Origin of the sequence: Synechococcus sp. PROS-U-1 (genome assembly GCF_014279755.1) — a bacterium.
In the GTDB taxonomy this organism is placed as follows: Bacteria; Cyanobacteriota; Cyanobacteriia; order PCC-6307; family Cyanobiaceae; genus Parasynechococcus.
Genome location: NZ_CP047951.1, coordinates 392784 through 412759, shown reverse-complemented (window position 1 = coordinate 412759; position 19976 = coordinate 392784). Strand labels below are relative to the sequence as shown.

Annotated in this window: 16 protein-coding genes and 1 tRNA gene; 14 read left to right on the top strand and 3 right to left on the bottom strand. The window is 57.4% G+C overall.

Going from position 1 to position 19976, the window contains the following annotated elements; all coding sequences use genetic code 11:
* Nucleotides 1–35 precede the first annotated feature (35 nt).
* On the top strand, nt 36–662 hold the full coding sequence (locus SynPROSU1_RS02020) for a CsgG/HfaB family protein (RefSeq protein ID WP_186571322.1): 627 nt from the start codon (nt 36–38) through the stop codon (nt 660–662).
* Nucleotides 663–806: 144 nt separating this feature from the next.
* The gene (locus tag SynPROSU1_RS02015; RefSeq protein WP_186571321.1) at nt 807–1334 is read left to right on the top strand and encodes a hypothetical protein; all 528 of its coding nucleotides are present in this window, start codon (nt 807–809) and stop codon (nt 1332–1334) included.
* Between the two features lie 76 nt (nt 1335–1410).
* Here the strand turns inward: SynPROSU1_RS02015 and SynPROSU1_RS02010 are convergent.
* Nucleotides 1411–1484 (bottom strand) — tRNA-Pro (locus SynPROSU1_RS02010).
* An 89-nt stretch (nt 1485–1573) separates the two neighbouring features.
* Here SynPROSU1_RS02010 and lipA point away from each other — a divergent pair.
* The 3 genes from lipA (at nt 1574) to SynPROSU1_RS01995 (ending at nt 6440) form a co-directional block, all read left to right on the top strand.
* Nucleotides 1574–2443, top strand: a complete 870-nt coding sequence (lipA, locus tag SynPROSU1_RS02005; RefSeq protein ID WP_186571320.1) for a lipoyl synthase — start codon at nt 1574–1576, stop codon at nt 2441–2443.
* A 75-nt stretch (nt 2444–2518) separates the two neighbouring features.
* Nucleotides 2519–5713 carry a glycosyltransferase gene (locus tag SynPROSU1_RS02000; protein ID WP_186571319.1) on the top strand — a complete coding sequence of 1065 codons (3195 nt, stop codon included), beginning with the start codon at nt 2519–2521 and terminating at the stop codon, nt 5711–5713.
* 4 nt (nt 5714–5717) lie between these two features.
* Nucleotides 5718–6440 carry a sulfotransferase family 2 domain-containing protein gene (locus tag SynPROSU1_RS01995; RefSeq protein ID WP_186571318.1) on the top strand — a complete coding sequence of 241 codons (723 nt, stop codon included), beginning with the start codon at nt 5718–5720 and terminating at the stop codon, nt 6438–6440.
* On the opposite strand, the gene SynPROSU1_RS01990 is transcribed toward SynPROSU1_RS01995, so the two are convergent.
* Together SynPROSU1_RS01990 and gltB are read right to left on the bottom strand one after the other, a co-directional pair.
* Nucleotides 6437–6748, bottom strand: coding sequence for a YciI family protein (locus tag SynPROSU1_RS01990; RefSeq protein ID WP_186571317.1), 312 nt, complete (start codon nt 6746–6748; stop codon nt 6437–6439). The genes SynPROSU1_RS01995 and SynPROSU1_RS01990 overlap by 4 nt on opposite strands.
* Nucleotides 6749–6763: 15 nt before the next feature.
* On the bottom strand, nt 6764–11368 hold the full coding sequence (gltB, locus tag SynPROSU1_RS01985) for a glutamate synthase large subunit (RefSeq protein ID WP_186571316.1): 4605 nt from the start codon (nt 11366–11368) through the stop codon (nt 6764–6766).
* A gap of 102 nt (nt 11369–11470) precedes the next feature.
* Here gltB and SynPROSU1_RS01980 point away from each other — a divergent pair, with 102 nt between their 5' ends.
* From SynPROSU1_RS01980 to SynPROSU1_RS01940, 9 genes are all read left to right on the top strand, one after another.
* Entirely contained in the window at nt 11471–13168 is a 1698-nt protein-coding gene (locus SynPROSU1_RS01980) for a phosphodiester glycosidase family protein (protein ID WP_186571315.1), read from the top strand.
* Nucleotides 13169–13202: 34 nt separating this feature from the next.
* Complete coding sequence (locus SynPROSU1_RS01975) at nt 13203–13529, top strand: AIR synthase (protein ID WP_186571314.1); 327 nt, start codon at nt 13203–13205, stop codon at nt 13527–13529.
* A gap of 72 nt (nt 13530–13601) precedes the next feature.
* The gene (gene rpsL / locus SynPROSU1_RS01970; RefSeq protein ID WP_006850614.1) at nt 13602–13976 is read left to right on the top strand and encodes a 30S ribosomal protein S12; all 375 of its coding nucleotides are present in this window, start codon (nt 13602–13604) and stop codon (nt 13974–13976) included.
* A gap of 41 nt (nt 13977–14017) precedes the next feature.
* Nucleotides 14018–14488 carry a 30S ribosomal protein S7 gene (gene rpsG, locus SynPROSU1_RS01965; protein WP_115022733.1) on the top strand — a complete coding sequence of 157 codons (471 nt, stop codon included), beginning with the start codon at nt 14018–14020 and terminating at the stop codon, nt 14486–14488.
* Nucleotides 14489–14578: 90 nt separating this feature from the next.
* A complete protein-coding gene (fusA, locus tag SynPROSU1_RS01960) occupies nt 14579–16654 on the top strand; it encodes an elongation factor G (protein WP_115022731.1) in 2076 nt (691 codons plus the stop codon).
* A 44-nt stretch (nt 16655–16698) separates the two neighbouring features.
* On the top strand, nt 16699–17898 hold the full coding sequence (tuf, locus tag SynPROSU1_RS01955; RefSeq protein ID WP_186571313.1) for an elongation factor Tu: 1200 nt from the start codon (nt 16699–16701) through the stop codon (nt 17896–17898).
* A 122-nt stretch (nt 17899–18020) separates the two neighbouring features.
* The gene (gene rpsJ, locus SynPROSU1_RS01950; protein WP_011363346.1) at nt 18021–18341 is read left to right on the top strand and encodes a 30S ribosomal protein S10; all 321 of its coding nucleotides are present in this window, start codon (nt 18021–18023) and stop codon (nt 18339–18341) included.
* Between the two features lie 56 nt (nt 18342–18397).
* Entirely contained in the window at nt 18398–19033 is a 636-nt protein-coding gene (locus SynPROSU1_RS01945; protein ID WP_186571312.1) for an LON peptidase substrate-binding domain-containing protein, read from the top strand.
* Nucleotides 19033–19965, top strand: coding sequence for a methyltransferase domain-containing protein (locus tag SynPROSU1_RS01940; RefSeq protein WP_186571311.1), 933 nt, complete (start codon nt 19033–19035; stop codon nt 19963–19965). The genes SynPROSU1_RS01945 and SynPROSU1_RS01940 overlap by 1 nt, the downstream gene beginning before the upstream one ends.
* Nucleotides 19966–19976 lie beyond the last annotated feature (11 nt).

The window sequence follows — 19976 nt, the reverse complement described above, 5'->3', positions numbered from 1 at the left end:
GACTACCTTTCCAAGACAACTCAAGCCCTGGGTTCATGAAACTCGCCTTGATCACCACCGCAACATTGATGGTGTCAGGAGCCACGCTCCCCCCGGCTCAGGCGCAGATTTCAGGCATGGCGTCCGGCCCTGTCACCGTTGCGGTGAAGGAGATCACCAACAGCGCCACTGGAACCTGGTGGTGGAGCCCTGCGGTCTCCACCAAACTCACAGGAATGCTGGCCAATGAACTCAAAAGCACTGGGCACTTCACAGTTGTCGAACGCCAAGGACTAAAGAAAGTTCTCAGCGAGCAGGAACTCGCTGACCTCGGAATCGTCAGGCAATCCACCGCTCCCAAAAGGGGAATCATGACTGGAGCGAAGTACTACATCCTTGGCAGCGTCAGCGACTACCGCGAGAACACCGAAACCAAGAGTGGTGGCGGAGGCTTCAACATCATGGGCTTCGGCCAGCGCAAGTCTTCATCCTCCAGCTCGGCCTATGTCGCAGTGGATGTGCGCGTGGTGGACACCACCACCGGCGAAATCGCTTACGCCCGCACGATTGAAGGCAAAGCGACCTCCACATCGGAATCCAAGTCCTCATCGGGAGGCATGTATGGAATCGGCTTCAATGACAGCCAGTCGTCGACCAAAAAGTTCCCGCCTCCAAAGCGGTAAGGGCGGCGATGATCGAAATCAGCGAGTATCTCGACTGCGTTCTCTATCTGAAGAACAGCTGCATCGCTGAGTACGACACCAAGGAGCAGCGGCGGCGGCAAACGACAAAAGACGTCCTCGACTTCTGAACCGGGGCATCTGTCCATGACTCTTCCCGCTCTGATTGCAGGGCTGCTGCTGTCCTCGGTTCAGCCCGCTGTGGCGGTCAACCCAGCCAGCTCTGCACTGGTAGCTCAGCTCCCTCCTCAAGATTCCTCCGGCCAGATGGAGTATTTCAGCCGAGAACTAGACCGTGCCGAGCAGCTCTACGACAACCTGATGTTCGAAGAAGCGGATCGGATTGCTGATCTGACGATCGCGCGGATCAATGCCTTTCTCAGCAAAAACCGCGGCATTGAAGGCGCGGATGATATCAAGGCTGTCTACAGCGCCAGAGTGAATCAGCTCAAGCAGCTCAAAGCCTTCAAGGCTGCCGCCAGAGAACAAATGGAGATTGAAGGAGCAGCCAACTACAACCAAAAAAGAGCAACCCGGGAACGAAAACTGCGGGAGCAACGGGAACATCAGTACCGAATGGCCGTGGAGGCACGTCGGATCGCTGAGGCCCGTGCAGCGCGTTGGTGGTCGGTCTGGGCCGGACGGTCTTATTCACCGATTCTGATCTTCAACTGAAGAGCTTCCAACTCGTCCAATGCCTTCATGTGGAGCGCTATTGAGCCAGCACCAATGCGCCGACCAACTCACAAAATCGGGATGACAGGATTCGAACCTGCGGCCCCTTCGTCCCGAACGAAGTGCGCTACCAAACTGCGCCACATCCCGGCGTTCCAATCTTAAAAGATCAGTGCATCCAAGATCCAGGCAGGTGCATCAGGAAACGGACTAGGGTCATGGATTGAAGAAGCTTCGCCGTGCTCAAGCCGGAGTGGTTGCGCGTTAAGGCTCCGCAGCGCGAACGAATTGGCGCCGTGGCCGACCTGCTGCTGGACTTGAACCTGAACACGGTCTGCCAGGAGGCGAGCTGCCCCAATATCGGCGAATGCTTCGCAGGCGGTACCGCCACATTTTTGATCATGGGGCCCGGCTGCACCCGCGCATGCCCCTACTGCGATATCGACTTCGACAAAAGCGTGCGTGCGCTGGATCCCACCGAGCCCCAACGGCTTGGGGAAGCGGTGGCCCGCTTGGGCCTGAAACACGTGGTGATCACCTCGGTGAACCGCGACGATCTCGCGGATGGCGGAGCGTCCCAATTCGTTGCCTGCATCGAACAGGTGAAGCAACGCTCACCGCTCACAACAATCGAGCTGCTGATTCCCGACTTCTGCGGCAACTGGGATGCCCTGGCAACGGTGATGGCCGCCGCCCCCCACGTGCTGAACCACAACATCGAAACGGTGCCGAGGATGTATCGGCTGGCTCGGCCCCAAGGCATCTACGAACGCTCCCTCGAGCTACTGCAACGGGTGCGTGACCAATGGCCCAAGGCCTACAGCAAGTCGGGCCTGATGGTGGGGCTCGGAGAAACTGATGAGGAGGTGATCGAGACGCTCCGAGATCTGCGGCTCCACAAGGTCGACATCGTCACCATCGGTCAGTATCTCTCTCCGGGACCAAAACACCTGGCCGTCGACCGCTTTGTGACCCCCATCCAATTCGAGACCTACAAAAAAGTCGGCGAAGAGGAACTGGGCTTCCTTCAGGTGGTCAGCACACCACTCACCCGCAGCAGCTACCACGCCGGTGAGGTGCAGCGACTGATGAGCAGCCATCCCCGATGAGAAGCCCCATCGCCGAAAAACGGCTGACGGCGCAAGTTAATCTTCTCTGATCAAATCCAATGCGGAGAAAATCAGGTGCAGGGAACCTCGGCAGCCGACGGCAACATCAATGCATGGCTGATTGAAGATTCCCTCTATCTGTCACCGAAGACCTCCTGGGAAGTCGAGCCACTTCACATCAAAAAAGGCAGTCAAGTTTTCAGGCTTCAAGACCTCGAGAAGCCAATATCGCGTTCCAGTCTTCAAGGGAAGGGAAACGCAATTTTTCCACTACAACAAAGAAAGCTAAATATCAGCCTTGAAAGCGAAAGGAAAATACCATTCAAGCATGGCATAAATCTGCTTGATGACTTTGTCATTGATGGCAAGAAAACCCTGAGCTTTTGCCTTGGGAATGAGCCAGACCCATGCAGGATCAATATCCTAAAAAATGTTGAAATACACAGCTCGCCAAAGGAGAGCCTTCAGATCAGGGCGATGCTTGGCCTTCACCGCGGAAAAGGAAAACTGGTCGCAGAAGTCAACCAGAACTCAACAACAACTAGACATGAAATCAACTTCTCAGAGGACCACAAAGGCGGCAATGAAGAACACAAATACCATAAAGCAATCATCAACCTTCCAGCCATTAACAGTGTCGCCGAACTCACAATCTACGTAGAACATCAATGCTATATGCCCTGGGAGAAGACGGATAGAACCGACAGTTTCTACTTTATCTCTGACCTGAGAGTCACAGAAAAATCAGGACTACCAACAACAATCTGCACAGCTCGTATTTACGAAGGGAGCCAAGGCTTCCCAAACATCGCCAAACTCAAAAAGGCCAGAGTGAGCCTTTTCCAAAGCAGTCACGATTCACCACTGGAAATTGTCTGGAAAAACGGTAGCAGCACTGTTCTCTTTCACCCCCTCGATACTTCAGGCAAAATCCAGGGATTAAAAGATGGTCAAGTCATAGCGACATGCAACACGGCCGGGCTTCATAATATTTACGTCAACAATCGAATCAGTACAACTGATTTCATTGAAACCGAAAAAACCTACACGGAAATCAATAGTCACTTTCTGAACGGTGACCCGGCCATTGTCGAAATTAGAGACCTTTCAGGGAGCCAAGTTCTTGCAGCAAGCTCAATGATCCTCAGGAGGGCTCTAACGTCAGAGCCAACCCTGGATGAACAGAGCAAGCCTCCTTATCCCACTGATCTGACGGTGCGCTCCGGCCATCGTTATACATCGATCCGCAAACACCTGGCCAACCCACTAGCCGGCTCCGACTCACGCATGTTGAGTCAGGCACTCGCAACACTTGACCGCAGTCACAACACGCTCGACCTTGAATATCTCGACATACCAACACAAAGAAACCCACAAGTTTCCATTGTGGTTCCTGCTCACAACAAAGTTCGAGTCACCTATTACTGCTTATGCTCAATCCTGGTTGCATACAACAAAGCAAGCTTTGAAATTATTGTCGTTGACGATGGATCAAGCGATGACACTCAACGACTCGAAGAATTTATAAGCGGCGTCAAGGTCATTCACAACAATGAACCTCAACGCTTTATTGAAGCCTGCAATGCAGGCGTAAATGCAGCGCAAGGCAAATACGTCATCCTCCTGAACAATGACACCGAGGTGACCGATGGCTGGATTGATGAATTAATCGAAGGCTTCCAGCGTTTTCCGAATGTTGGAGCCGTGGGTTCCAAACTCCTTTACCCGGACGGCACCCTTCAAGGCGCGGGTGGGATTGTCTGGGGATCTGGCAATCCCTGGAACTACGGAACCGGCCAGAACCCATGGGATCCAAAGTTCATGTATGCCCGCCAGGTTGATTACATCTGTGGTGCAGCCTTGATGACAACCAAAACAATCTGGGATGAGGTTGGAGGACTTTCCGAATACCTCAAACCGATGTACTTCGAGGACACCGACTTTTCATTCAAAATCAGAGCAGCTGGATACAAGACTTACTACATTCCTTCTTCAATCGTTTACCACCATGAAGGTTTAACCAGCGGCACAGATACCAGTAGTGGATTCAAGCGATTTCAAGAAGTTAATCGTCCAAAATTCAAGAAGGCCTGGTCCAAATCCTTTTGCAAACACAATAAAGATGGCATTGAGCCCGATCTTGAGAAAGATCGAGGCATCATCGGCAGAGCATTGTTTATCGATTACACAACTCCACGAGAAGATCGAGATGCTGGCTCCTATGCAGCTCTTCAAGAAATCAAACTCGTGCAATCACTCGGCTATAAAGTTACATTTATACCGAAGAATTTCGAAGACTTTGGCGTTTATACGCAAACGTTACGCAATATGGGAGTGGAGGTGATCGTTGCCCCATTCTATCGCTCCATTGAAGATTTCATCGCACAAAGGGGCACTGAGTTCGACTGCGCCTACATCACGAGGTACTACGTCGCTCAAGAAAGTATTCCGGCTCTGAGGGAATACGCACCGGACTGCAAAATCATCATGAACAATGCAGATCTACATTTCCTACGAGAACTTCGTTCTGCAGGAGATGATCCAAACAAGCTTGAACGAGCAGCTGAAGTGCGTGAGATGGAATTAGAAATGATGCTCGAAACCGATGTTGTCATCAGCTACAACGAAACTGAACATGCTGTTATCCAATCCCATACTGATAACGCAGTGAAAGTGATGAAATGCCCGTGGGTTGTCGAGACTCCTCATCATTTCCCTCGTTTCAAATCAACAGCAGGCCTTGCTTTCTTGGGGGGTTTCAAACATCCCCCAAATCGCGAAGGCATGGAGTGGTTCGGAGCTGAGGTCATGCCCTTGATCAAAAACACAGGAATTGAGCTTTCCGTCTTCGGAGCAGCCATGGATCACAAGTTCAAAGAAACCATGCGCGAACAAGGCATCAATGCAGTGGGTTATATCGACCATCTGGAAGACCTCTACACCAAACATCGCATCTTCATTGCCCCTCTGCTAAGTGGGGCCGGGATTAAAGGGAAAGTGATCAATGCTCTGTCTTATGGCATTCCAACGATCCTCACCCCAATGGCTGCAGAAGGCATCGGACTTCGGCATGGGCATGACTGCATGATTGCCCGCACACCACAGGAGTGGGCAGAATCGATTAACAAGCTTTACCACAATGAAAGTCTCTGGAAATCGATCTCCAAAGCATCACGAGAATATGCCGAGCAGCAGTTTTCTTTCAGCGAAGGGCGTCGCCTAATGCGTGAAATCTTTGAAAGCATTGAACTCTATAAGAGCCAGGATTGAGCCAATGGAAAACACCAGAACAATCATCTTGCATTACCACCTGTTTAAAAATGCAGGCACATCCATAGACTCCATCCTCAAAGAAAACTTTGGCGAACAATGGGTCACTAAAGAATTCAAAAGCCTCAGCGATAACACAGCTGACGTTACACAATGGATCAACGACCATCCAAAGGCAGTGGCATTTTCATCTCACACGATGAACGGACCAGTCCCAAAAATTGATGGAGTCAAGATCATCTCTATCGCGATGCTTCGGGACCCGGTCAAAAGAATCATCTCTGCGTACAAGTTCGAACGCATGCAGAGTTCAGATACATGGGGTGCACAACTGGCAAAACAGCTCAGCTTCGAGGACTATGTTGTCAAGCGCCTCCAAGAAGAAGGAGACACACAATGTCGTAATTTTCAAACCGCCCGCCTGGCAACACTTCGACCAGGCAGCCAGCCAAAAATTCAGCGAGCAATTGAAGCTCTCGATGACATATCTATCGTTGGAATTGTCGAAGATTTCAACAATTCCCTGAAAGCTATCGCTTGCGAAATCTTACAAGACTTCCCCAACTATGAGTATGAAGCTGCTCACAGCAATAAGTCAAAATTGTTTGACTTTGAACTCAGCCCAGCGTTGAGTCAACTTCTCAAAGAATGCAATAAATCAGACTATCGTCTCTGGACAGTTGCCAAACGGAATGCAATGCAACGTCCAAATCAACAAGCCGCTTAGTCCGACCAGCCATCCCCGCTGACGGAGATCCATTCCTGCAACTTCCAGTCCACCAGGTCGGCGCAGATCATTGGGTCGTTCTGCACCCAAACCAACGCTTCGGTGTATGAGGCTGCTTCAAAGATCAACAGACCACCGCCGCCAGGGCGCTGGTATTCGTCAACAAGATATCCGCTCTGAATCGATCGACCCTTAGCTTTTTCCTGTTGAACCCATTGACGATGAGCCTGGATGATCGGCCGCCGCTGCTCGACGGGCAGGGCGGCGGCTTCGGCCGTGAAGGTTTCGGTCTTGACAAACCAAGCCATCGGACGGCGATGGCGCTACGCCGCCACAGCCTGCTTGTCAACCAATCCCATAGCGGCCCGCTCGCTTGGTGGGACCAACACCTTGAAGCGATGCTTCGCCGCAGACCAGTTGGCCAAGAGATCGGCCGCCTTTTCGCTGCCCGTTAGATCCAGATGCTGTTGCAGCAGGCCCTTCAGCAGCGTCTCCTGCTCATCGGTTGTGATAGTGCAGACCTCAACAATCTCCGGATTCACCCGAGGCGCGACACGCCCCTCCTGATCCAGAAGGAAGGCCACACCACCAGTCATGCCAGCACCGATATTGCGGCCAGTGCTGCCGAGGACAACCACCACACCACCAGTCATGTACTCACAGCAGTGGTCACCTGCCCCCTCCACCACGGTGCGGGCTCCGCTGTTGCGAACGCCAAAGCGCTCGCCAGCCCGGCCATAAGCAAACAGCTCACCCCCGGTCGCTCCATAAAGACAAGTATTGCCAAGGATCACCTGATCTCCTGGGGAGGCAGAACCGTCAGAGGGCACCAGTGTGATACGACCACTGTTCATGCCCTTGCCCACGTAGTCGTTGGCCTCACCCTCAAGACGAACCTGCATGCCCTGCACCAGGAAGGCCCCAAAGCTCTGGCCCGCGGCACCAAGAAACGTCAGATCAAGCTGTCCATTGAAGCCGCGGTTGCCATGACGCTGGGCAATTTCACCAGCCAAACGGGCACAGACACTGCGATCGGTGTTGATGATCTCGATGCTGCGGCTGACGGAACCATGGTTCTCCAGCGCTGCCATGAGGTCAACATCGTCGAGAAGCTGATCCTCAAGAATCGGACCATTGCCGTGCGCCTGGTCACTGTGACGAAGCCAGGAGCGATCCGCAGCGCCACTGATCGGAGCGATCAGGCTGGATAGATCCACACCCTTGGTCTTGGCCAGATCGACGGAACGAGCCTTGAGCAAATCCGTGCGGCCGATCAACTCGTGCAGACGGGTGACCCCGAGCAAACTCATCAGCTGACGCACTTCCTCGGCGACATACCAAAAGAAGTTGACAACGTGCTCAGGGACGCCAGTGAAGCGCTTGCGCAGGTTCTCCTTCTGCGTGGCGACCCCGACAGGGCAATTGTTGGTGTGGCAGACCCGAGCCATGACGCAACCCTCAGCGATCATGGCGATCGACCCGAACCCATACTCTTCCGCGCCGAGCAGGGCAGCGATCATGACGTCCCAGCCGGTTTTCAAACCTCCATCAGCACGCAGCAGAACCCGATCGCGCAGACCGTTTTCCACCAGAGAGCGATGCACCTCGGTCAGGCCCAGTTCCCATGGACTGCCGGCGTGCTTGATCGAACTCAGAGGTGATGCGCCCGTGCCACCGTCGTGACCGGAGATCTGGATCACATCCGCGTTGGCCTTCGCCACCCCCGCAGCGATGGTGCCAATGCCGATCTCGGCCACCAGCTTCACGCTCACAGGAGCAGCGGGATGCACCTGGTGCAGGTCATGGATCAACTGCGCCAGGTCCTCGATGGAATAGATGTCGTGGTGCGGTGGCGGCGAAATCAAAGCCACTCCTGGCTTGCTGTTGCGCAGCCAGGCGATGTACTTGTCGACCTTCGGCCCTGGCAGTTGCCCCCCTTCACCGGGCTTGGCCCCCTGGGCCACCTTGATCTCCAGTTGTTTGCCACTCCGCAAATATTCAGCCGTCACACCGAAACGCCCTGAAGCCACCTGCTTGATCGCCGAACAAGCGGTGTCGCCATTGCGAAGCCCGCCGATGCTGGGGAATGCGGCGGAACGTCCTTCCCCATCCACATCCTTGAGGATCTGGAAGCGGGCGGGATCTTCACCACCTTCACCGCTGTTGCTCTTGCCACCGATGCGATTCATCGCCACGGCCAGCACTTCATGGGCTTCACGGGAGAGTGCACCGAGGCTCATCCCCCCCGTACAGAAACGGGTGCAGATGCTCTCCACACTCTCCACCTGGTCGAGAGGCACCGGGGTGGACGCCAGCTTGAACTCCAGCAGGTCCCGCAGGGCCATCACCGGGCGATTCGCCAACAGCGCCTGGTAGGTGGAGAAATGGTCATAACCAGGGCCCTGGGCCACTGCCTTGTGCAGCGCCTTGGAAAGCTCGGGGTTGTTGCGGTGGTATTCGGCACCGCTGCGGTACTGAACAAAGCCCATGAACTCGAGCTTGCTGCGATTGAGCTCGGGAAAGGCCTTGGTATGCATCGAGAGCGTTTCATTCGCCAACTCGGCGAGCGTCATGCCTGCAACACGGCTCGTCGTCCCGGTGAAGGCGGTCTCCACCACATCCGCACCCAGACCGATCGCTTCAAAGATCTGGGCGCCGTGATAGCTGGCCAGCAACGAGATACCAATTTTGGAGAGGATCTTGCGCAGACCGTTCTCCAATGACAGCCGCACGTTGGCTTGGGCCTGATCGGGATCCAGAGCTGGCAACTTGCCCTGTTCGATTCGCTTCTTGGTCTTGGGATGTTCCAGCCAGTGGCGCGTGGTCTCCCAGGTGAGCCAAGGGCAGACAGCACTGGCGCCATAGCCGATCAGGCAGGCCATGTGATGGGTGCTCCAGCACTGCGCGGTATCCACCACAAGAGAACACTGCAGACGCAACTTCTGGCGCAGGAGGTGATGATGCACCGCACCGACGGCCAGCAGAGCCGGCATCGCAACCGTCGTCGGCGTGAGCTGTACTGCCGCCCCCGTGCTGTCGACCCGATCGGAGAGCACCAGCACCTGCGCACCACGGGCACGCACCGCCTGTTCCGCAAGGCTGCAAAGCGCATCAATGGCCTTCTGAAAGCCTCCCGCGCAGGACTCCACTGCCACCTGGGTGGACACGGTCTGGACGGGCAAACCTTGCTGACTGATGGCCGCTAGTTCCGCCTCATTCAGAACAGGAGTCTCGAGGTGGATCACTGAAGCCGCTTCCGGCTGAGGCTTCAGGGCCGGCCGGCGTTCTCCAAGATGCATCTCCAGGCTCATCACCAGTTTTTCCCTCAAGGGATCAATCGGTGGATTGGTGACCTGGGCGAAGCGCTGCTTGAAATAGTCGTAAAGCAGGTGCGGCTTGTCGGAAAGCACCGCCAGAGGAATGTCATCCCCCATGCAGTAAGTCGGCTCCTTGCCGAGGGCCGCCATGTCTTCGATGATCAAATCGAAGTCTTCAGCGGTGAAGCCCATGGCGGTCTGCAACCGCAGCAGGTCGAGTTCACCCACCTGTCGGTTTTGAGTCCAGGGCTGCGGTGCCACACCGCGGCGATGCTGCTGCAACCAATCGGCATAGGGGAATCGACATGCCGCGTCTTCCTTAACCGACCAGTTGTCGAGCAACTCACCGCGTTCCAGATCAACGGCCACCATCTGGCCGGGGCCAAGGCGCCCTTTCTGAACAATCGTCTTGCCGCTGAGGTCGACCACGCCGGTCTCAGACCCCATGATCACGAAGCCGTCTTCGGTGGTGCACCAACGCGCCGGGCGCAACCCATTGCGGTCGAGCGTGGCACCCACCCGCTTGCCGTCAGCAAAGACCAACAGGGCGGGGCCATCCCAGGGTTCCTGAATTCCCGCGTTGAATTCATACATCGCCGTCACATCAGGACGGCGATCGAGATCGGGCTGATTGCGAAAGGCTTCCGGCACGAGCGTAATCAGGCTGTCGGTGATCGACCGACCGCTGCGCACCATCAGCTCCAGGGTGGCGTCAAGATTGGCGGAATCACTGAATGCAGGGTTCACCACCGGGATCAGGTCGTCTGCCGCCTCTCCCCAGACGTTCTCAAGGCTGGCTTCTGACGCCTTGGCCCAGTTGAGATTTCCCAGCAGCGTATTGATCTCGCCGTTGTGACCCAAAAGCCGCATCGGCTGCGCCAGAGGCCAGCGGGGCAAAGTGTTGGTGCTGAATCGACGGTGATAAACCGCAAAACTCACCGCAAAACGCTGATCCTGCAAATCGGCGTAGTACTGCGCCAGAACCTCGGATCGGACCATCCCCTTGTAGACAACCGTCCGGCTGCTCAGGGAAGCGACATAAACGTCCTGCGCCACCTCGGCGCCAAGCGCAGCCCGCACACGGGCGCCAATCCGCCGACGCAACCGGAGCAGCTGCCCATCAAACCCTGCGTCGTCCGCATCGCCGTTGAGTACCCACTGCTCAATGACGGGAGCCGTGGCGCGTGCCAGGGGGCCGAGCACCGCAGAGTTCACGGGGACAGTTCGCCAACCCAGGGGTTGCAAGCCCAGCGCCTTGGCCTCGTCATCACAAAGGCCTCGGACCTCGGCACGACGGGTGGCATCGGTCGGCATGAACATCATCCCGAGGCCACGAGCTGCATCCGCCTCCGGCCAGACGGCTTTCAAGAACGTCCAGGGGATTTCACACAACACCCCTGCGCCATCGCCGGAGTCTCCATCTCCCCCACAACCGCCTCGATGCTCCATGCATCCCAAACCACGCAGGGCTTGCTCCAACACCCAATGGCTGGCCTGTCCCTGCAGCTGGGCCAGGAATCCCACGCCACAAGCATCCTTCTCACCCGCAACAACCTCGGGTGCAGGGCTGTCGCAGTAAGGCCAGACAGCGGAACGGATGGCTTCAGACATAGGGAACTCAACCGGACGGTCGCATGGGTCTGCAGCTTCGAGCTCTGCAGAAACCATCTCGAGGAACGATCCTAGGCAGGCGCCTCACCGCCAAGGCATTTCATGCTGGCCTTTGCCCAACTTTCCGCGCCACCGCCCGCGCCACCGCCTGAGCTTCGCGCTGTGCCGAAGCAAAGGGGTGATGAAGTCCTCATCGGCCGAGAGCGCAGTAAAGCGGTTTGGCTTTGGAGGGGCAGCAACACAGCAACAGAGGAACTCTGGCTGCCCTTGGAGCTCCTGGAATCCCGGCTGGGTTTCAGGCGCGTGGCGCGCATCGACGGAGAGGCACTGGAATGGTTCGGTCGAACCGTCGCCCTGGCTTCGCTAGAGACCCGTTCGCTCGGGGATGAAGTCGGTCTCGAAGTGAGCGACTGGCTAACCGAGATCGGTGTTACCACCCAAGTGAACGGAAGCAGCCTGACGCTTCGGCTGCCCACCCCAACCGTGAACAACCTGCGCCGCGGCAAGGGTTCAACAGCAGATCGTTTGGTGCTTGATCTGAACGGACCCGCCTTGGTGCAGCAGCTGAACGGTGACCTGTTGCTGGAGCTCAAGGTCTCGCCGTCACAGAAACGTCAGCTCAAAGCCTGGGGGCTCGCTCCCCAGCAGCGTCGTGACGGCGGCCTTGTGCTGCAGGGACAAGCCACAAAGCTACGGAGCTTGAGCCTGTCATCTCCCTGGCGATTGGTGCTGGACGGTGTGCGGGTCGGCGGCCGCCGCCAACCCCCAAGCGCACGCCTGCCCTTAAGCAATCCAACTGTTGCCGCGTTGCTCAGGCGTGGCTTTGTGCTGGAGAAACGCACGATCAAGGTGGGGGTGAAACCCATCCAGGTGTTTCGTGCGGGCGGTGACCTGAGCCGCCTCGGGATCACCCTGCAGCCCCTGGCCAAGACCGAACAGCAACAGGGCCTGCAATTTCTTCCGCAGCTTTCTCAACCCGCAGGGGCGCTGGTCGCCGTGAACGGAGGGTTTTTCAACCGGATCAATCAACTCCCCCTGGGAGCCCTGCGGCGCGAGGGGGTCTGGCTGTCGGGACCGATCCTGAACCGAGGCGTCATCGCTTGGGGATCGTCAGGAGATCTGCAGTTCGGCCGACTTCGCCTGGACCAAACGTTGCAGGTGAACAACGGTCGGCGCTGGGACATCAACACGATCAACAGCGGCTACGTCCAAAAAGGACTGAGCCTTTACACACCGGCCTGGGGCCCCCGCTACCAGGCCTTGAGCGGTGAAGAGGAAGCACTCTTGATTCGCGGTGGCCGCGTCGAGGCAACGTTCGAGCAAACCAACCTGCAGCGCGGGATTTCCATCCCACAGGACGCTGAGTTGGTGGTAGCTCGCGGGCGCACCCCACTACCAGCGCGACCTGGCGATCGGATCCTGGTGAGATCACGGGCGAGCTCATCCCTCGCCCAACAGCCGAATGTGCTGGGCGGCGGTCCACTCCTGATGCAGAACGGGCGTGTGGTTCTGAATGGACGCCAAGAAGGCTTTAGTCCCGGCTTCATGAGCTTGGCGGCACCGCGGACCGTGGTTGCCCAAGGGCAGAGCGGTCAATGGCTAATGACCCTGCGTGGTGCCTCTGGCAGTGATCCCACGCTTGTGGAAACAGCACTGGCAGCCCAACAACTGGGCCTGCGTGATGCGTTGAATATGGATGGCGGCAGTTCGACAACCCTCGTGGTGGCAGGTCAAACCGTGATGAACGGTCGTGGCAGCACCCCGAGAGTTCATAACGGACTGGGGCTCATCCCCCTCTGAGACCTGCGACAGTGGGGAACCCAAGAAACTGAGCATGGCTGCCAATTTGCGGCTGACCGCTGCCGCTGCTGCCGAGCTAGGTCGTCAGGCTGCCGTGGCGGGAACACCCGGGCAGATGCATCTCGACGTCACTCCAGGGGAATGCGCACAGCATGTGCTGCGCATTCGAGCAGGACATTTGGCCGGTATTGCCATTGCAAGGGCCGATGGCGTGACGCTGCACGCCCCTGCAGAGCAGCTCAAATTGCTCGAGGGTCTTTGTCTGGACTACCGCGGCGACCTCAGTGGGGGCGGATTTCTGATCCGCAGCAGCGACGGTGTTGAACCCTGTGCCTGTGGCAGTGCCTTCAGTCGCCTCTGAGGTGGGACCGTCACCCGGTATCGTGGTCGATTGTCGAATCAGGTCGGGAGTCCGGCCGCTCACCGACCATCGATGCCAACCATCCAACAGCTGATCCGCACTGAGCGCTCACGCCTCAAGGCCAAGACAAAGTCCCCGGCCCTGAAATCGTGTCCGGAACGTCGCGGTGTTTGCACCCGCGTCTACACCTCAACGCCGAAAAAGCCCAATTCGGCTTTGCGCAAGGTGGCTCGTGTGCGCCTGACATCCGGCTTTGAAGTCACGGCTTATATCGGTGGCGTCGGTCACAACCTGCAGGAGCACTCGGTCGTGTTGATCCGTGGTGGTCGTGTCAAGGACCTCCCTGGCGTCCGCTATCACATCATTCGCGGAACCCTGGATACAGCTGGCGTGAAAGACCGGCGTCAGTCCCGCTCCAAGTACGGCGCCAAGGCTCCCAAGGAGTGATCACCGGTTTCTTCCTCATTCCCACAACGTTCTGATCCCTAATGTCCCGCCGCAACGCCGCTGAAAAGCGCCCGATTCTTCCCGATCCGCAGTTCAACAGCCGCCTCGCCACGATGATGGTGGTGCGCCTGATGCAGCACGGCAAGAAGTCCACAGCGCAACGGATCCTGTCCGACGCGTTCGGGCTGATCAATGAGCGCACCGGCGGAGATCCGCTCGAGCTGTTCGAAACTGCCGTCAAGAACGCCACTCCATTGGTGGAAGTGCGCGCTCGCCGGGTTGGTGGCGCCACCTATCAGGTGCCCATGGAAGTGCGACAGGAGCGCGGAACGGCCATGGCCCTGCGCTGGCTGGTGAGCTTTTCCCGTGCCCGTAATGGTCGGAGCATGGCCCAGAAGTTGGCTGGCGAATTGATGGATGCTGCCAATGAGGCTGGCAGCGCCGTTCGCAAGCGCGAAGAGACCCACAAAATGGCCGAAGCCAACAAAGCCTTCGCCCACTACCGCTACTGAGCCTTTCAGGCCAGCCCGTCAACACAGATGTTCATGGCTGACCTGTAGAGTCTCCCCGCCTTTTCACGCCCCACCCCCGGAGAATTTCCTGTGGCCCGCGACTTCCCCCTGGAACGCGTCAGAAATATTGGTATCGCTGCTCACATCGATGCCGGAAAAACCACCACTACCGAACGGATCCTGTTCTATTCCGGTGTGGTGCACAAAATCGGCGAAGTGCATGACGGCGCTGCAGTCACCGACTGGATGGCCCAGGAGCGGGAACGTGGCATCACGATCACGGCAGCTGCCATTTCGACGTCTTGGCAGGACCATCGGATCAACATCATTGACACGCCTGGCCACGTGGACTTCACCATCGAGGTGGAGCGTTCCATGCGTGTGCTGGATGGTGTGATCGCCGTCTTCTGCGCCGTTGGCGGTGTTCAGCCCCAATCCGAGACCGTTTGGCGTCAGGCGGATCGCTACTCCGTCCCCCGGATGGTGTTCGTCAACAAGATGGACCGCACCGGTGCGGACTTCCTCAAGGTTCACGGCCAGATCAAGGATCGCCTCAAGGCCAATGCTGTGCCGATCCAGCTTCCGATCGGGGCTGAAGGTGAACTGAGCGGCATCATCGATCTCGTTGCCAACAAGGCGTACATCTATAAGAACGATCTCGGCACCGATATCGAAGAGGCCGAAGTGCCGGCTGCTATGGCCGACGAGGTGGCCGAATGGCGGAACACCTTGATGGAAACCGTCGCCGAAACCGACGAGTCTCTGATCGAGAAGTTCCTCGAGAGCGGCGAACTCAGCGTTGATGAGCTCAAACAAGGCATTCGCGAAGGCGTGCTGAAGCACGGTCTTGTTCCCATGCTCTGCGGCTCTGCCTTCAAGAACAAAGGCGTGCAGCTGGTGCTCGACGCCGTGATCGACTACCTGCCAGCTCCTGTCGATGTCCCCCCCATCCAGGGTGTGCTTCCCGACGGCAGCGAAGCCGTGCGTCCTTCCGACGACAGCGCTCCTTTCAGTGCCCTCGCCTTCAAGGTGATGGCCGATCCTTACGGCAAACTCACCTTCGTCCGGATGTACTCCGGCGTGTTGGAGAAAGGCAGTTACGTACTCAACTCCACCAAGGGAGAGAAAGAGCGCATCTCCCGTCTTGTGGTGCTGAAGGCGGATGACCGCGAAGAAGTCGATGCCCTGCGAGCCGGAGACCTCGGCGCGGTACTGGGTCTGAAGAACACCACCACAGGTGACACCCTCTGCACCCAGGACGATCCCATCGTTCTTGAGACCCTATTCATCCCCGAACCGGTGATCTCAGTGGCCGTGGAGCCCAAGACCAAGGGCGACATGGAAAAACTCTCCAAGGCACTTGTGTCTTTGGCAGAGGAAGACCCCACGTTCCGCGTTAATACTGACTCTGAAACCGGTCAGACCGTGATCGCCGGCATGGGCGAGCTCCACCTGGAAATCCTGGTGGACCGCATGCTGCGCGAATTCAAGGTGGAAGCGAACATCGGCGCACCTCAGGTGTCCTATCGCGAAACCATCCGTGGTTCCGCAGGTGGCGAAGGCAAGTTCTCTCGTCAGACCGGTGGTAAGGGTCAATACGGCCACGTCGTGATCGAAATGGAACCGGGTGAGCCCGGCTCCGGCTTCGAATTCGTCAACAAGATCGTGGGCGGTGTCGTTCCGAAGGAATACATCAAGCCCGCCGAGCAGGGCATGAAAGAGACCTGCGAATCCGGTGTGATCGCCGGATATCCGCTGATCGATGTGAAATGCACGATGGTGCATGGCTCATATCACGACGTCGACTCTTCGGAGATGGCGTTCAAGATCGCCGGATCCATGGCCTTCAAGGACGGCGTCAAGAAGTGCAATCCTGTGCTGCTTGAACCGATGATGAAGGTCGAGGTCGAAGTCCCCGAGGATTTCCTCGGTTCGATCATCGGCGACCTGTCCTCCCGTCGAGGTCAGGTTGAAGGCCAGTCCGTCGATGACGGCACGTCCAAAATCTCGGCCAAGGTGCCCCTTGCCGAGATGTTCGGTTACGCCACCGAGCTCCGCTCCATGACCCAGGGCCGGGGCATTTTCTCGATGGAATTCGACAATTACGCCGAAGTTCCTCGCAATGTGGCCGAGGCCATCATCTCCAAGAATCAGGGCAATTCCTGATCTCTAAACTCCTCCAAACCCAACCCTCGATTCTTTAAACACCCATGGCACGCGAGAAGTTCGAAAGGAACAAGCCCCACGTCAACATCGGCACCATCGGCCACGTTGACCACGGCAAGACCACCCTCACCGCCGCGATCACCAACGTGCTCGCCAAGAAAGGGCAGGCTGAAGTTCAGAACTATGCCGACATCGACGGCGCCCCCGAAGAGCGTGAGCGCGGCATCACCATCAACACCGCTCACGTTGAGTACGAGACCGAGTCTCGTCACTACGCTCACGTGGACTGCCCTGGCCACGCGGACTATGTGAAGAACATGATCACCGGTGCCGCTCAGATGGACGGCGCCATTCTGGTGTGTGCTGCCACCGACGGCCCCATGGCCCAGACCAAGGAGCACATCCTTCTGGCCAAGCAGGTGGGCGTTCCAGCTCTGGTTGTTGCACTGAACAAGTGCGACATGGTCGATGACGAAGAGATCATCGAACTGGTGGAAATGGAGATCCGTGAACTGCTCTCCAGCTACGACTTCCCCGGCGATGACATCCCCGTCGTTCAGGTGTCTGGCCTTAAGGCCATCGAAGGCGAGGCTGAGTGGGAAGCCAAGATCGAGGAACTGATGGCGGCTGTTGACGCCAGCATTCCTGAGCCTGAGCGGGAAGTGGACAAGCCCTTCCTGATGGCTGTGGAAGACGTCTTCTCCATCACCGGTCGTGGCACCGTGGCCACCGGCCGTATTGAGCGCGGCATCGTCAAAGTTGGCGAAGAAATTGAGATCGTCGGCATTCGCGAGCCTCGCAAGACAACCGTCACCGGTGTCGAGATGTTCCGCAAGCTGCTCGACGAGGGCATGGCTGGCGACAACGTTGGTCTGCTGCTGCGCGGCATCCAGAAGGAAGACATCGAACGCGGCATGGTGCTGGTGAAGCCTGGCTCCATCACCCCTCACACCAAGTTCGAGGGTCAGGTGTACGTGCTGAAGAAGGAAGAAGGCGGCCGCCACACTCCTTTCTTCGCTGGCTACCGCCCGCAGTTCTACATCCGTACAACTGACGTGACCGGCCAGATCACCGCCTTCACCGCTGAAGACGGCAGCAATGTCGAAATGGTGATGCCTGGTGACAACATCCAGATGACCGGTGAGCTGATCTGTCCTGTTGCGATGGAAACCGGCATGCGTTTCGCTATCCGCGAAGGCGGCCGCACCATCGGTGCTGGCGTGGTCTCCAAGATCATCGAGTGATCAGCGCGAGCTGAACCACAACGCAGGAGATGGAGGGGCTCCGCCCCCCCATCTTCTACATTTCTAAGAACCTCGACAACTGAAGTCCTGCTTCGTCTTCGAAGCTCTTTCGCCTCTCTCCTATGTCCACTGCCATCGCTCAGCAGAAGATCCGCATCCGCCTTAAGGCGTTTGACCGCCGCATGCTGGATCTGTCTTGCGAGAAAATCATTGAAACGGCCGATAACACCGCTGCAACTGCCATCGGTCCGATCCCCCTGCCCACGAAACGCAAGATCTACTGCGTTCTGCGCTCCCCCCACGTGGACAAGGACTCCCGCGAGCACTTCGAGACCCGCACGCACCGTCGGATTATCGACATCTACAGCCCTTCAGCCAAAACCATCGATGCGCTGATGAAGCTTGATCTCCCCAGTGGTGTGGACATCGAAGTGAAGCTCTGATCCAGTCGATCAGGACTTCACTTTCCTAGGATTCAGTTGCCTACAACACGGCGTTCGTGTCCGATTTTTCCGTGAGGGAGCTTCCCCTGTTCCCCCTGCCGGACGTCGTGTTGTTCCCTCAGCAGCTCCTGCCGCTGCACATTTTTGAATCGCGTTATCGGATGCTTCTCCAGACGGTTCTGGAGACCGACAAACGATTCGGCATCGTTCGCATCAATCCTGAGAACGGCGAGATGGCCGAAATCGGGTGTTGCGCAGAGGTGCTCCAGCACCAAACCACCGAAGACGGTCGCAGCTACATCGTTTCGCTGGGCCAACAGCGGTTCCGACTGTTGAACATCACCCGTGAAACGCCCTACCGAACAGGCATGGTGAGCTGGTTGGAAGATGAGCCCGTGGCCGATGCCGAGGCACTCAACAGCTTGCGGGACAGGGTCAGCAAGGCTTTGACCGACGTCGTTCAACTGACGAGCAAGCTTCAAAATCGAGACGTGGAGCTTCCTGACGATCTCCCTGATTTACCGAGGGAGCTGTCGTTCTGGATCAGCGCCCATCTCGACCAAGCCGCATCGGAACAACAGAGCCTTCTGGAACTGACTGACACCCACGAACGGTTGAATCAGCAGTTTGAAATGTTGGATCACACCCGACGCCAGTTGGCGGCCCGCACCGTGTTGATGGATCTGAAGTGATGCTGGCATCTCTGCTTGTGGTTGCCGGAGCGGTTGGAGCCGTCGGGCTTGCGCTGTGGCTTCGTCGCGACCGTCGTTACGAATCGTCGGAGAGTGTGGCCTCCGCCTACGACGCCTGGACGGAAGACCGGTTGTTGGAGCAACTCTGGGGGGATCATGTTCATCTCGGCCATTACGGATCCCCACCGACCTCCTGCGACTTCCGCAAAGCCAAGGAGGACTTCGTCCATGAGCTCGTGCGCTGGAGTGGTCTGGATCAACTCCCCGCCGGAAGCCGTGTGCTGGATGTGGGATGCGGAATCGGCGGCAGCGCCCGAATCCTGGCGCGGGATTACGGATTGGACGTTGTCGGAATCAGCATCAGCCCGGCCCAGGTGAAGCGGGCCACGCACCTCACACCATCAGGCCTGACATGCCGCTTCCAAGTGATGGATGCATTGGATCTTCAACTGCCCGATCACAGCTTTGATGCGGTCTGGAGTGTGGAGGCCGGTCCTCACATGCCAGACAAACAGCGTTATGCCGATGAACTGCTGCGGGTGATGCGGCCGGATGGTCTGCTTGCTGTGGCCGACTGGAACCGCCGCGACCCATCCGACGGCGGCATGACGCGATCCGAACGCTGGGTAATGCGTCAGCTGCTGAACCAGTGGGCCCACCCTGAATTCGCCAGCATCAAGGGGTTCCGCCAGAACCTCGAGAACAGTGCCCACCATCGTGGTCAGATTGTCACCGATGACTGGACCCAGGCCACGCTGCCCTCATGGATTGACTCCATCGTCGAGGGCATCCGACGTCCCTGGTCTGTGCTCAGCCTGGGACCGAAAGCGGTGCTTCAAGGCCTGAGGGAGACGCCGACGTTGTTGCTGATGCACTGGGCCTTTTCCACCGGCCTGATGCAGTTTGGCGTCTTCCGGATTAGGAAAAACTGATTTTGAACAGC

Coding starts and splice junctions, on each gene's coding strand:
- SynPROSU1_RS01995 (WP_186571318.1), top strand. CDS start 5,718: ATGGAAAACACCAGAACAATCATCTTGCATTACCACCTGTTTAAAAAT.
- SynPROSU1_RS01975 (WP_186571314.1), top strand. CDS start 13,203: ATGGCTGCCAATTTGCGGCTGACCGCTGCCGCTGCTGCCGAGCTAGGT.
- SynPROSU1_RS01940 (WP_186571311.1), top strand. CDS start 19,033: ATGCTGGCATCTCTGCTTGTGGTTGCCGGAGCGGTTGGAGCCGTCGGG.
- SynPROSU1_RS02015 (WP_186571321.1), top strand. CDS start 807: ATGACTCTTCCCGCTCTGATTGCAGGGCTGCTGCTGTCCTCGGTTCAG.
- rpsG (WP_115022733.1), top strand. CDS start 14,018: ATGTCCCGCCGCAACGCCGCTGAAAAGCGCCCGATTCTTCCCGATCCG.
- SynPROSU1_RS01990 (WP_186571317.1), bottom strand. CDS start 6,748: ATGGCTTGGTTTGTCAAGACCGAAACCTTCACGGCCGAAGCCGCCGCC.
- SynPROSU1_RS01980 (WP_186571315.1), top strand. CDS start 11,471: ATGCTGGCCTTTGCCCAACTTTCCGCGCCACCGCCCGCGCCACCGCCT.
- SynPROSU1_RS02020 (WP_186571322.1), top strand. CDS start 36: ATGAAACTCGCCTTGATCACCACCGCAACATTGATGGTGTCAGGAGCC.
- tuf (WP_186571313.1), top strand. CDS start 16,699: ATGGCACGCGAGAAGTTCGAAAGGAACAAGCCCCACGTCAACATCGGC.
- rpsJ (WP_011363346.1), top strand. CDS start 18,021: ATGTCCACTGCCATCGCTCAGCAGAAGATCCGCATCCGCCTTAAGGCG.
- gltB (WP_186571316.1), bottom strand. CDS start 11,368: ATGTCTGAAGCCATCCGTTCCGCTGTCTGGCCTTACTGCGACAGCCCT.
- rpsL (WP_006850614.1), top strand. CDS start 13,602: ATGCCAACCATCCAACAGCTGATCCGCACTGAGCGCTCACGCCTCAAG.